Origin of the sequence: Pseudomonas sp. FW300-N2A2, assembly GCF_017351735.1 — a bacterium.
GTDB lineage: Bacteria > Pseudomonadota > Gammaproteobacteria > Pseudomonadales > Pseudomonadaceae > Aquipseudomonas > Aquipseudomonas migulae.
On record NZ_JACNDU010000015.1, the window covers coordinates 80,864 to 93,828 of the forward strand.

The 12,965-nt window shown below is 59.3% G+C and carries 13 protein-coding genes; 3 read left to right on the plus strand and 10 right to left on the minus strand.

Annotation, left to right across the window (positions count from 1 at the left end):
• Positions 1 to 118: 118 nt before the first annotated feature.
• From J4E42_RS18775 to colR, 5 genes are all read right to left on the minus strand, one after another.
• Positions 119 to 346, minus strand: a complete 228-nt coding sequence (locus J4E42_RS18775) for a hypothetical protein (protein WP_032832295.1) — start codon at positions 344 to 346, stop codon at positions 119 to 121.
• A 2-nt stretch (positions 347 to 348) separates the two neighbouring features.
• The gene (locus J4E42_RS18780) at positions 349 to 1,062 is read right to left on the minus strand and encodes a lipopolysaccharide kinase InaA family protein (protein WP_008036472.1); all 714 of its coding nucleotides are present in this window, start codon (positions 1,060 to 1,062) and stop codon (positions 349 to 351) included.
• Positions 1,063 to 1,066: 4 nt separating this feature from the next.
• Positions 1,067 to 1,735, minus strand: a complete 669-nt coding sequence (locus J4E42_RS18785; protein ID WP_192228591.1) for a class I SAM-dependent methyltransferase — start codon at positions 1,733 to 1,735, stop codon at positions 1,067 to 1,069.
• A gap of 152 nt (positions 1,736 to 1,887) precedes the next feature.
• Entirely contained in the window at positions 1,888 to 3,168 is a 1,281-nt protein-coding gene (locus J4E42_RS18790; RefSeq protein ID WP_008036469.1) for a HAMP domain-containing sensor histidine kinase, read from the minus strand.
• Complete coding sequence (colR, locus tag J4E42_RS18795) at positions 3,158 to 3,841, minus strand: two-component system response regulator ColR (protein ID WP_008032118.1); 684 nt, start codon at positions 3,839 to 3,841, stop codon at positions 3,158 to 3,160. Before colR ends, J4E42_RS18790 begins: the two co-directional genes overlap by 11 nt.
• Before the next feature lie 219 nt (positions 3,842 to 4,060).
• Here colR and J4E42_RS18800 point away from each other — a divergent pair, with 219 nt between their 5' ends.
• A complete protein-coding gene (locus tag J4E42_RS18800; RefSeq protein WP_192417143.1) occupies positions 4,061 to 4,804 on the plus strand; it encodes a phosphatase PAP2 family protein in 744 nt (247 codons plus the stop codon).
• Positions 4,805 to 4,974: 170 nt separating this feature from the next.
• Here the strand turns inward: J4E42_RS18800 and groL are convergent, their stop codons facing one another.
• The 4 genes from groL to J4E42_RS18820 all read right to left on the minus strand — a co-directional run bounded on the left by groL (position 4,975) and on the right by J4E42_RS18820 (position 8,483).
• Positions 4,975 to 6,618 (minus strand): chaperonin GroEL, encoded by a 1,644-nt coding sequence (groL, locus tag J4E42_RS18805; RefSeq protein WP_008032122.1) that lies wholly within the window; start codon positions 6,616 to 6,618, stop codon positions 4,975 to 4,977.
• A gap of 49 nt (positions 6,619 to 6,667) precedes the next feature.
• A complete protein-coding gene (locus J4E42_RS18810; protein WP_008032125.1) occupies positions 6,668 to 6,961 on the minus strand; it encodes a co-chaperone GroES in 294 nt (97 codons plus the stop codon).
• Positions 6,962 to 7,208: 247 nt separating this feature from the next.
• The gene (locus tag J4E42_RS18815; protein WP_008032127.1) at positions 7,209 to 7,685 is read right to left on the minus strand and encodes an FxsA family protein; all 477 of its coding nucleotides are present in this window, start codon (positions 7,683 to 7,685) and stop codon (positions 7,209 to 7,211) included.
• 66 nt (positions 7,686 to 7,751) lie between these two features.
• On the minus strand, positions 7,752 to 8,483 hold the full coding sequence (locus J4E42_RS18820) for a HugZ family protein (protein WP_207285852.1): 732 nt from the start codon (positions 8,481 to 8,483) through the stop codon (positions 7,752 to 7,754).
• Positions 8,484 to 8,647: 164 nt separating this feature from the next.
• Here J4E42_RS18820 and J4E42_RS18825 point away from each other — a divergent pair, with 164 nt between their 5' ends.
• Positions 8,648 to 9,406: an SDR family oxidoreductase gene (locus tag J4E42_RS18825; RefSeq protein ID WP_032832292.1), complete on the plus strand. Its 759-nt coding sequence runs from the start codon at positions 8,648 to 8,650 to the stop codon at positions 9,404 to 9,406.
• Positions 9,407 to 9,525: 119 nt separating this feature from the next.
• Here J4E42_RS18825 and apbC read toward each other — a convergent pair whose 3' ends face one another.
• Positions 9,526 to 10,620, minus strand: a complete 1,095-nt coding sequence (gene apbC / locus J4E42_RS18830; RefSeq protein ID WP_192417145.1) for an iron-sulfur cluster carrier protein ApbC — start codon at positions 10,618 to 10,620, stop codon at positions 9,526 to 9,528.
• A 268-nt stretch (positions 10,621 to 10,888) separates the two neighbouring features.
• Here apbC and metG point away from each other — a divergent pair, with 268 nt between their 5' ends.
• Entirely contained in the window at positions 10,889 to 12,940 is a 2,052-nt protein-coding gene (gene metG, locus J4E42_RS18835; protein WP_207285853.1) for a methionine--tRNA ligase, read from the plus strand.
• The last annotated feature ends 25 nt before the right edge of the window (positions 12,941 to 12,965 follow it).

Consider the following 12,965-nt stretch of genomic DNA (forward strand, 5'->3'; position numbering starts at 1 on the left):
GTGATGTCGACTGACACACCATCGCCAGCAAGCCGGCTCCTACAGGGGTTACGTGAATTGACACGGAAATGAAAAAGGCCTCGCATTTGCGAGGCCTTTTATTTGGGCTTCAATCTGGTCAACTCTGCGGCCTCAGTCCTTGAGAAAGTCCGAACATGAACAGCAATAGATCATGATCGGGTTGGGTTGCAACGGTCGCCTTCGCAACCCGTGGCATCGGACAACGCACGTCCCCGCTCACTGAACTGAGGACCTGCGTGCGGGGCTGCTCCCAAGCCGCCACCGCCAGTGAAGCAACTGCCAAGGCTCCTATCAGGAACAAACCTCTAGCAATTTCGAGTTTCATTGCTATAAACCTTTGATAGCGCTGCCAAACGCCATCTCATAAAGGTAGACGAGATTTTTCCAGTCCGTGTCGCTGAACGACGAGTGGCGGCGCAGTTGCCGCATGTCATGGGTAGCGGCGCGACGGGCGGTCAAACGCTTCCGGCTCTTCTCCAGATCGAGCATGGCAATCTCGACGTTGGCGGCCTCGCCCTCACCAGTGACGCGTACGAATACGTGCTTCATATAGAGGCAGCCGTGCTGCCAGCGGCCCTTGTGCATGCGAGCCAGATTCTCGGCCAGATCTTTCAGGACCCGATCATGCACCGCCTCGCCATGACGTTCGCGACCACCACCTGCATACCAGTGTTCGATTTCTTCGAAACCGTCCAGTGCCTTGGTCACCAGCAATGCGCGCCACTTGTGAACCGGGTCATGCTGCGCACCGCAGAAAACGATTTCCGGAACGCGCACGTCGATCAGGCGCATGCCCATGAGCGCATCTCGCTCACGCAACACCGTCGGCCGACCGAAAGGATGCAGCCAACTCCGATAGATATGTCCGGTCTGACGTTTGACGTAAAGCAGTTGTCCCTTGCTGCTCTTGATACGCTGCACGCCACTTTCGCCGCCGCGACGGACGTTGGGTTCTTCAACCCACTCACCGCGCTGATTCCAGAAATAGTCAAAGCGGTCTTGGGAAGCGACGTCCGTTTCTGCTGCACACTGCACTGCCATTGAGTTACCTCTTGCGTAATACATAAACCCGCCACATGGCATAGAGCGGTAAAAAGTCCAGTTGTTCCTGGACTCGAAAACCCGCCTGCTCGAACTCCTTTTCGACCGTAGCCGCCGGTAACACAAATCGGTTTTGGTAACCGAGATGCCCACGTGTTTTTTCAAGCCGCCTGCGTTTCCAGGCTTTGAAATTGCCGTCCACCCACAACGAAATAATCACGCTGTCACGCGTGACGCGTTCGAACTCACGCAAAATGGCCAGTCGATGCTCGGCTTCACCGATGTGGTGCAGCAAACGCATACAAAAAATGCTGTCGACGGCGTTATCAGGCAAGGCAATGTCGAACGCAGATGTGTGCAAGGGTTGTACCCGTTTCACCACATCGGCCGGTTGCGCCTTCAAAGCGATTTTCAGCATGGACTCGGAGTTGTCCGCACCGATAATCACCCGATTGGCTTTTTCCGCCAGTAGTGGCCAGAAGCGCCCGGCACCGCAGGGTAAATCGAGAACCAGTCCAGGTTCACCGGCCAATGTCAAAGCCTTGCGCGCCAGTTGCTCGTCACGCCAATGGGACAGTCGGCGACCGAGTCCGTCCTGATGTTTGCGCAGGTATTTCTGAGCGTGTTGATCGTCGTATTTTTCGGAAAAATCAAGTTTGATCGGGCCAGCCATCACGAAGGGCTCCTGCGTTTCTGATGACCACTACCCTAAGGAATGGTGTGTCAGCGCCAGGTCATGCCTTCGTGAAAAAATCGTGGTGTAAAACCCCGACTTATTTCGAGGTTTTACAGGTTGATGGCAGTGGCCGAGGGCCAGCAACGAAATCAACTATCGCGCTGACTCAACGTCACCTGAAAACGACAGCCATTGGGCTCCATGTTCGTCAGGCTGACATTCCACCCCTGGTTCTCGCAGATCCGCTGCACCAGCGACAGGCCCAGCCCCAGGCCTTCACCGCGCTTCTCGTTGCCACGCACGAACGGCTCGAACATCGCCTCGCGTTTTTCCTCGGGAATGCCCACACCACTGTCCTCGACCGTGAAACCGGCGGTCGTCAGCGTCAAGCGGATGAAGCCCCGTTCGGTGTAATGCAGCGCGTTACGCAGCAGGTTCCCCATGACTGCGTGCAACAGGGTTGCGTTGTAGCAGGTGCTGGCCGGATTGCCCGGTTCAAATATCAGCGACAGCCCTTTTGCCTCGATCGGTTCTCGCCATAAATTGAGCAGCCCGCCGGCGACCTGGCTCAAGGACTGCTGCGGCGCCATGCTGGCGTCTTCATGTTGGGCGCGGGCCAGCATCAGGAAGGTTTGCACCAGCTCACGCATCTCTTCGCAGGCGCGGGCGATTCGTTCAACCTGAGCCCGCCCCCGCTGGTCGATGCCGGGGTTTTCCAGCAACAGCTCACAGGAACTGGCCAGCACCATCAACGGCGTGCGCAATTCGTGGCTGACGTCGCTGGTGAACAATCGCTCCCGGGTCAATGCCTGCCGCAAGCGCCCGAGGGTGGCGTCGAAGGCGACCGCCAGCTCGCCCACTTCATCAGCGGCGTAGTCCGGTGCCAATGGAGGTGCCAGCCCCAGGAGCTGATCGCGGTGACGGACCTGACGGGCGAGGCGCACCACCGGCGCCATCACTTTGCGCGCGAGGACCCAGCCGAGGAACACCGCCAACGCCAGGCTCAGGACGAAGCCCACCAGCACCACCGCGAACAGCACCCGCTCGCGCTCTTCGAAATCACTCTGGTCTTGCAACAGCACATAATGCCGGCCGTCGACGACCTCGACCATCGCGTGATACGACAGCTGCTCCCGGAACACCTCGTGAAAACCCGGCTCCAGATGACGCAAATCCTTGGGCAAGTCGAAATCGCCCGGCCCGCCGCTGAAGTAGAACAGTTGGTCTGGTTCGGGGCGATGGCTCCAGTCAGAGACACTGTCCATCAACAACAGACGTTGCAGATCGCCACCCAGACCTGCCGAAATCAGTTTTTCTTCCACCAGGTGCACGGTTGCCACAATGCCCATGGCGAAGGCGCCTGCCACCAATGCGCTCATCAGCGCAAAGGCGATGATGATCCGTTGAGCAAGGCTCTGTTTAAACTCCATCACGGCCCTCGGCCAAGCGATAACCCACACCGTGTACGGTTTGCAGCAACGGCTTGGCGAACGGCTTGTCGATCACCTGACGCAATTGGTGGACGTGGCTGCGCAGGCTGTCGCTGTCCGGGCAGTCATCGCCCCACAGGGCCTCTTCGAGAATTTCCCGGCGCAAGACGTGCGGGCTTTTCTGCATCAGCACGGCCAACAGTTTCAGGCCGACCGGGTTGAGTTTCAGCAAGCGCCCTTCGCGGGTGACTTCCAGGGTATCGAGGTCGTAGCTCAGATCGCCGACTTGCAGGGTACGACGACCGCCGCCCTGCGCCCGGCGCATCACCGCTTCGATCCGCGCGGCGAGTTCAGACAGGGCGAAAGGTTTGATCAGGTAATCATCTGCCCCGGACTTGAAGCCTTGCAGCCGGTCGTCCAATTGATCGCGAGCGGTCAGCATGATCACCGGGGTGTCACGGCGAGCGTCTTCGCGCAGGCGTTTGCACAACGTATAGCCGTCGATGCCGGGCAACATGATGTCGAGCACGATCAAGTCATAGTGCTCGGTGGCCGCCAGGTGCAGGCCAGACAAACCGTCCTGCGCGCAATCCACGGTGTAGCCTTTGAGCCCCAGGTAATCGGCCAGATTGGCCAGGATATCGCGGTTGTCTTCAACCAATAGAATTCGCATGGGCACCTCCTCCGTACACAGTAACGGCCGTCTTGGCCCGCGCAGCTTAAGGCCTGGCGTGGCGCAGAGCCAGAACTGTGTGCAGTGGCCAAACCCATTGATAAACCCGGTGTGACGTTGACGATTTTTTCACTATCGGTTCACACGGCAGCGACAGAAACAGGCCCAAACTCCGCGCGGCTGCGCTCTCAAGAACATTTAACCGACCAAGGAACTGCCATGGTTTCGACCACTGCCCGCCCCGCCTCTCGCCCTCTGAACTTCTGGGTGTGCCTGGGTGTGCCCGCCGTTGCGGCGATCATTCTGGTGCTGCTCGAACTGACGTCCGTGGACATGGACCTGGCGAGGATGTTCTACGACCCGGCTGCGGGGGATTTCATCGGACGGCACAGTTACTTCCTCGAAAACATCCTGCATGACCGCGCCAAACAGGTGGTCATCGCGTTTTCAGTGTTGGCCATCTTCGGCTTCATCGGCGCCTTTTTCATCGACCGGCTCAAACCGTTCAAACGGGAACTGGGCTGCCTGGTGCTGTCCCTTGGCCTGGCGACCTCTTTTGTCACGCCCGTCAAAGCGGTGACCGCGGTTCAATGCCCATGGAGCCTGGAGCAATTCGGCGGTCATGAAACCTACAGCGAACTGCTCAGCCCGCGCCCACCTACCGAAAAACCCGGCCGTTGCTGGCCAGGTGGCCATGCCGCCACCGGTTTCACGTTGTTTGCGCTGTTTTTCGTGCTGCGCGACCGACGTCCGCGTCTGGCGCGCAAGGCGCTGGTGTTCGCGTTTGCGCTGGGCACGGTGTTTTCCATCGGCCGGATGCTGCAGGGCGCGCATTTTTTCTCGCACAACGTGTGGACAGCGATTTTCTGCTGGCTGATTTGTCTGGGGTCGTATTACTACATCCTTTATCGACCGGCGTTGAAGGCTGATCGAGTAACCAAGGCAGAACCTGTCGGCGCCTGATCTGACGCCTTCGCGGGCAAGCCTCGCTCCTACAAGGATCGCGCAGAACCTGTAGGAGCGAGGCTTGCCCGCGAAGGCCGCGACTCGGTCTTCCGACATACCAAATCGAGGCAATAAAAAACCCCGCCTGCTTTCGCAGGCGGGGTTTTTTCGTACGGGGTAAGGCTGGCTTACATCATGCCGCCCATGCCGCCCATACCGCCCATGTCTGGCATGCCGCCGCCAGCTGGTGCGTCTTCCTTGATCTCGGCGATCATGGCTTCGGTGGTGATCATCAGGCTGGCAATCGACGAAGCCGCTTGCAGAGCCGAACGAGTCACTTTGGCCGGGTCCAGGATACCCATTTCGATCATGTCGCCGTATTCGCCGGTGGCAGCGTTGTAACCGTAGTTACCCGAACCCTGCTTGACCTTGTCCACAACAACGCTTGGCTCGTCGCCGGAGTTGGCAACGATCTGGCGCAGTGGCGCTTCAACAGCGCGACGAAGCAACTGGATGCCAACGTTCTGGTCATCGTTGTCGCCTTTCAGCTCGGAGATAGCCTGCAGAGCGCGAACCAGTGCCACGCCGCCGCCAGGTACCACGCCTTCTTCAACGGCTGCACGGGTAGCGTGCAGGGCGTCTTCAACGCGGGCTTTCTTCTCTTTCATTTCAACTTCGGAACCAGCGCCAACCTTGATCACTGCAACGCCGCCGGACAGCTTGGCCAGACGCTCTTGCAGTTTTTCACGGTCGTAGTCGGACGAAGTGTCGGCCACTTGCTGACGGATCTGCAGAACGCGAGCCTGGATGTCAGCCTCAACGCCGGCACCGTCGATCACGGTGGTGTTTTCTTTCGACAGGATTACGCGCTTGGCATTACCCAGGTGTTCCAGGGTAGTGCTTTCCAGGCTCAGACCGATCTCTTCGGAGATAACGGTACCGCCAGTCAGAACAGCGATGTCCTGCAGCATGGCCTTGCGACGGTCGCCGAAGCCTGGAGCCTTGACGGCTGCGACTTTGACGATGCCACGCATGTTGTTCACAACCAGAGTCGCCAGGGCTTCGCCTTCAACGTCTTCGGCCACGATCAGCAGTGGACGGCCGGCTTTGGCAACGGCTTCCAGTACTGGCAGCATTTCGCGGATGTTCGAGATCTTTTTGTCGACCAGCAGGATCAGCGGACCGTCCAGCTCGGCAGTCATGGTCTCTGGCTTGTTGACGAAGTACGGGGACAGGTAGCCACGGTCGAACTGCATGCCTTCAACAACCGACAGTTCGTTTTCCAGGCCCGAGCCTTCTTCAACGGTGATCACGCCTTCTTTACCGACTTTTTCCATGGCTTCGGCAATGATGTCGCCGATGGAGTTGTCGGAGTTGGCCGAGATGGTGCCGACCTGAGCGATTGCCTTGGTGTCAGCGCATGGCTTGGACAGGGCTTTCAGCTCTTTGACGATAGCGATCGTCGCTTTGTCGATACCGCGCTTGAGGTCCATCGGGTTCATGCCGGCAGCGACGGCTTTCAGGCCTTCGTTGACGATCGATTGAGCCAGAACGGTAGCGGTGGTGGTGCCGTCGCCTGCGTCATCGTTGGCACGGGAGGCAACGTCTTTGACCAGCTGCGCGCCCATGTTTTCGAAGCGATCTTTCAGCTCGATTTCTTTGGCAACGGACACGCCGTCCTTGGTGATGGTCGGAGCGCCGAAGCTCTTCTCGATGATCACGTTACGGCCTTTAGGGCCCAGGGTCGCTTTTACTGCGTCAGCCAGGACGTTTACACCGGCGAGCATTTTCTTGCGGGCGGAGTCGCCGAATTTAACTTCTTTAGCAGCCATGATCGATATTCCTTAAATACTTTGTAGTAGCGGGAAAATGAGCGGGGAATCAGCCTTCGATAACAGCGAGAATCTCGTTCTCAGCCATTACCAACAGGTCTTCGCCGTCGACTTTCACGGTGTTGCTGCCGGAGTACGGGCCGAACACAACCTTGTCACCCACTTTCACGGCCAGCGCACGCACTTCACCGTTGTCCAGCACGCGGCCGGTACCTACAGCGAGCACTTCGCCGCTGTTGGCTTTTTCAGCAGCCGAACCTGGCAGGACGATACCGCCAGCGGTTTTCTTTTCTTCTTCGCTGCGACGGATGACGACGCGGTCATGCAGAGGACGAAGCTTCATTGTCGATCTCTCCTAATTGTGGTTTTCATCGGCCGGTGTAGTCCCGGCGGGTTTAACAAATCCGGCGGTGCCGGGTGCGGTTCGTCAAGCGAACCGCGGAAGTCTGTCTGGCGTGATTGCCAGAAACCTTGCGGTGACCGTTACATAAGGGCGCATAAGCTTATTACAAGGGCGCGGATCGAAATTTTTTGCATCAATGCCCTGAAAACGAACACGGCACCCGAAGGTGCCGTGCAGGTGAAACGATTTACTTGGAATCGCGGTGTTCGAACTCGCCTTCGATCACGTTCGGCTCTCGGCCCAACGGCTCGCGCGGGGCAGGACCGCCACGCGGCTGAAGATCATCGGCGAACGCACGCTGACGGATCGCCGCCTCTTCGGCGCGCTGGCGCATTTTATTGGCCAGCAGTCGACGCGAGATCGGCAGCAGCATGATCAGGCCCAGCACGTCGGTGACGAAGCCCGGCAGAATCAACAGACCACCGGCCAGGGCCAGCATCAGGCCTTCGAGCATGGTCTGGGCTGGCAGTTCGCCGCGGTTCAGACTTTCACGCGCACGCAGCGCAGTTGCCAGGCCGGCGATGCGCAGCACGAACACGCCGAGCATCGAGCCGAGAATGACCAGCAGCAGCGCCGGGAAAAACCCGATGGCTCCGCTGACCTTGACGAATACGAACAGCTCCAACACCGGAAACAGTACAAAGAGCAATAAAAAAGGGCGCATCAAATGGTTCCTCAACGCAAGAATGCCTTGCCAGTCTTCCCTAGATGACGTCGCCCTTTCGTGAATTCAAGCGCCGGCCACTTCATTTTTCGGCCAATGTTCGGCGTGAGCCAGGAAAACCAAGGCTTCCCGAACTTGTGTCGGCGTATTACACGGGGCTTGAAACGGTAGCCAGTACAGCGCCTGGCCAATGCGCAGGTGCATGCCTTCAGTGTCGATCCCGGCCAGTTGCGCCGGCTCGGTTTTCGGCAGCCCCGCCAGTTCGATGTAGTGGGCGATGGCTTTGGCGTGATCGGCGTTCATGTGCTCGACCATGCTCACCTCGGCCTTGCCGGCGAACGGATTGGCCAACGTCAGTTGATCGACCCAATGAATCGCGCCGAAGCCACCGATGTAACGGTGACGCACGGGTTTAAGCACCCAGAAATCGAAATCGTGGGCTTTGTGATAATTCTGCGAATCCGGGAAGTAACGGTAGTAGCGCTCGGCGGCCACTTCAATCGCAGCCGCGTCCTCGAGTTTTTCCGCTTCGGCGAGGTACGTCAGGCGGCCGACCGCTTGCACGTCCTCGGCCCCGCGCTCACCGACGAACAGCGAACACTTCGGGTCTTTCTGCAGGTTGTGGGTGTGCTGGGCGATGCGGCTGATCAGGATCAGCGGCCGGCCCTGCTCGTCCAGACAGTAAGGAACCACGGAGCCAAACGGGAAACCGGGCATCGCCTTGGAGTGCGTCGACAGCACTCCGCGGTATTCCTTGAGAAGCAATTCTCGGGCATTCTTGGCCGCTTCAACGCTCAATTTATGACTCCTTATATAGAATCCGTCGAAAAAACGGACAGGCGACTGCTGAAAGTTCCAGTCCGCCATCGGGGCAGTTCTCATGTGCAACCAGGCCACATCAGGTGCAGATCGAGAGGCTCTCTAGAAGGAAGACCACTCCAACCTGCAACTGGGGCACGCGAATGCAACTCACTGACAAAGTAATCATTATCACTGGCGGTTGCCAGGGTTTAGGCCGTTCGATGGCCGAGTATTTAGCCGGCAAAGGCGCGAAGCTTGCGCTGGTTGACCTGAACCAGGAAAAGCTCGATGACGCCGTTGCCGCGTGCAAGGCCAAGGGCGTCGAGGCCCGCGCCTACCTGTGCAATGTCGCGAATGAAGAGCAAGTGACGCACATGGTCGCCCAGGTGGCCGAAGATTTCGGCGCGATCCATGGGCTGATCAACAACGCAGGGATCCTGCGTGACGGGCTGCTGTTGAAGGTCAAGGACGGCGAGATGACCAAGATGAGCCTGGCCCAATGGCAGGCGGTCATCGACGTTAACCTGACCGGCGTATTCCTGTGCACCCGCGAAGTCGCGGCGAAAATGGTCGAGCTGAAGAATAGCGGCGCGATCATCAACATCTCGTCGATCTCCCGCGCCGGCAACGTCGGCCAGACCAACTACTCGGCGGCCAAGGCCGGGGTTGCTGCGGCGACCGTCACTTGGGCAAAGGAATTGGCACGTTACGGCATCCGCGTTGCGGGCATTGCACCGGGCTTTATCGAGACCGAGATGACGCTGGGCATGAAGCCTGAAGCGCTGGAGAAAATGACGTCCGGGATTCCGCTCAAGCGCATGGGCAAGCCGGAAGAAATCGCCCATTCGGCGGCGTACATTTTCGAGAACGACTACTACACCGGCCGGATCCTGGAAATGGATGGCGGGTTGCGGATCTGACCAACACCGCAAACCAATGTGGGAGCGAGCCTGCTCGCGATAACGGTGTGCCAGTCAACGCATCCGTTGAATGTTAATCCGCCATCGCGAGCAGGCTCGCTCCCACAATTGGATCGCGTTTAATCGTCGCTGATGGTGATGTTCGGCATCGCCGGGGTCGCCGCTTCCTGCAACACGATCCGCGCGCCGACGTGGCGGGCGAGTTCCTGATACACCAGCGCGATCGGGCTGTCCGGCTCGGCAATGACCGTTGGCTTGCCGCCATCGGCCTGTTCACGAATGGCCATCGCCAGCGGCAAAGAGGCCAGCAGCTCGACGCCATACTGGCTGGCCAGCTTCACGCCCCCGCCCTCACCGAACAGATGCTCGGCATGCCCGCAGTTCGAGCAGATGTGCACCGCCATGTTTTCCACCACGCCCAGCACCGGGATGTTGACCTTGCGGAACATCTCCACGCCTTTGCGCGCGTCCAGCAACGCCAGGTCTTGTGGGGTGGTAACGATGACAGCGCCGGCCACCGGGACTTTCTGCGCCAGGGTCAGCTGGATGTCGCCGGTGCCAGGCGGCATGTCGATGACCAGGTAATCCAGATCGCCCCAGGCGGTTTGTGTCACCAGTTGCAACAGTGCGCCAGAGACCATCGGCCCGCGCCAGACCATCGGCGTATTGTCGTCGGTCAAAAACGCCATGGACATCACTTCGACGCCATGGGACTCAATCGGCACGAACCACTTCTGATCCTTGACCTTTGGTCGGGTGCCTTCGGGAATGCCGAACATGATGCCCTGGCTCGGACCGTAAATGTCCGCATCCAGAATCCCCACCTTCGCGCCTTCGCGGGCCAGGGCCAACGCGAGGTTGGCGGCGGTGGTGGACTTGCCCACGCCGCCCTTGCCGGATGCCACGGCCACGACGTTCTTGACGTTGGCCAGGCCCGGGATCTGTGCCTGAGCCTTGTGTGCGGCGATCACACTGGTGATATCAACGCGAGCGCTGGTGACGCCGTCGAGGCCTTCGATGGCCATCTGCAGCATCTGCGCCCAGCCACTTTTGAACAGGCCGGCGGCGTAACCCAACTCCAGCTGGACGCTGACGCGATCACCCTGGATGTCGATGTTGCGCACGCACCCGGCGCTGACCGGGTCCTGGTTCAGGTAAGGGTCGGTGTATTGGCGAAGGACGGCTTCCACCGCTGCGCGATTGACGGCGCTCATGGGCAACTCCGATAGCAAGACTGGAAAATCAGGCGGGTATCGTACCTGTTCTGATCGTTTGGCGGCACGCCGAAAAGATCTGTAGGAGCCCGGTTTGCCAGCGATGGTGTCCTCAGGTCAGTCTTCGCCGGCAAGCCTGGCTCCTACAAGGACGCAATCCGATGCATGAATCCCTGTTACTCATCCAATGAAACAGGCGCACGGGGTGAAAAATATGCGCCGGCGCTTTATAGTGGCCGACCTCCGTTTCATCAAGTAGCCGAGCCCCATGTCCGAGCCACGCAAGATCCTCGTCACCAGCGCCCTGCCCTATGCCAATGGTTCGATCCATCTTGGCCACATGCTGGAATACATCCAGACCGATATGTGGGTGCGCTTCCAGAAGCACCGCGGCAACCAATGCATTTATGTCTGCGCCGACGACGCCCACGGTTCGGCGATCATGCTGCGCGCGGAAAAGGAAGGCATCACCCCGGAACAACTGATCGCCAACGTCCAGGCTGAACATAGCGCCGACTTTGCCGAGTTCCTGGTGGACTTCGACAACTTCCACTCCACTCACGCCGAAGAAAACCGTGAGCTGTCGAGCCAGATCTACCTGAAGCTGCGCGACGCCGGGCACATCGCCACGCGCTCGATCACGCAGTATTTCGACCCGGAAAAGAAAATGTTCCTGGCCGACCGTTTCATCAAGGGCACCTGCCCGAAATGCGGCACCGAAGACCAGTACGGCGACAACTGCGAGAAATGCGGCGCGACCTATGCACCGACTGACTTGAAGGATCCGAAGTCGGCCATCTCTGGCGCCACCCCGGTGCTCAAGGATTCCCAGCACTTCTTCTTCAAACTGCCGGACTTCCAGGAAATGCTGCAAACCTGGACCCGCAGCGGCACGCTGCAAGACGCCGTCGCGAACAAGATCGCCGAATGGCTGGATGCCGGCCTGCAACAGTGGGATATCTCCCGTGATGCGCCGTACTTCGGTTTCGAAATTCCAGGCGAGCCGGGCAAGTACTTCTACGTCTGGCTGGACGCGCCAATCGGTTACATGGCCAGTTTCAAGAACTTGTGCAACCGCACGCCGGAACTGGATTTCGATGCGTTCTGGGGCAAGGATTCCACCGCCGAGCTGTACCACTTCATCGGCAAGGACATCGTCAACTTCCACGCCCTCTTCTGGCCAGCGATGCTCGAAGGCGCCGGTTTCCGTAAACCGACCGGCATCAACGTGCACGGCTACCTGACCGTCAATGGTCAGAAAATGTCCAAGTCCCGCGGCACCTTCATCAAGGCCCGGACCTACCTGGATCACCTGTCGCCGGAATACCTGCGTTATTACTACGCGGCCAAACTGGGACGTGGCGTCGACGACCTCGACCTGAACCTCGAAGACTTCGTGCAGAAGGTCAACTCCGACCTCGTCGGCAAAGTCGTCAACATCGCCAGCCGCTGCGCCGGTTTCATCCACAAAGGCAACGCCGGCGTGCTGGTGGCCGGTAACGCCGCGCCAGAACTGACCGAAGCTTTCCTCGCCGCAGCGCCAAGCATTGCCGAAGCCTACGAGGCTCGCGACTTTGCCCGTGCCATGCGCGAAATCATGGGCCTGGCCGACCGCGCCAACGCCTGGATCGCCGACAAGGCGCCTTGGTCGCTGAACAAACAGGAAGGCAAGCACGACGAAGTCCAGGCGATCTGCGCGCTGGGCATCAACCTGTTCCGCCAACTGGTGATCTTCCTCAAACCGGTGCTGCCACTGCTGGCCGCCGATGCCGAGGCGTTCCTCAACGTCGCGCCGCTGACCTGGAACGATCACGCGACCCTGCTCAGCAACCACCAGTTGAACGAGTTCAAGCCGCTGATGACCCGCATCGACCCGGTGAAAGTGCAAGCCATGACCGACGCTTCGAAAGAAGACCTGACCGCCAGCCAGACCGACACCGGCGAAGCTGCACCTGCCGGCAACGGCGAACTGGCGAAGGATCCGCTGTCGCCAGAGATCGAATTCGATGCGTTTGCCGCCGTCGACCTGCGCGTTGCGCTGATCGTCAAGGCCGAAGCCGTGGAAGGCGCCGACAAGCTGCTGCGCCTGACCCTCGACATCGGTGACGAGCAACGCAACGTGTTCTCCGGGATCAAGAGCGCTTACCCGGACCCGTCCAAGCTCGATGGTCGCCTGACCATGATGATCGCCAACCTCAAGCCACGGAAAATGAAGTTCGGCATCTCCGAAGGTATGGTGATGGCGGCCGGTCCTGGCGGTGAAGAAATCTACCTGCTCAGCCCCGACAGCGGTGCCAAGCCAGGTCAGCGTATCAAGTAAGATCCTGCGGCAAACCGATCCCACA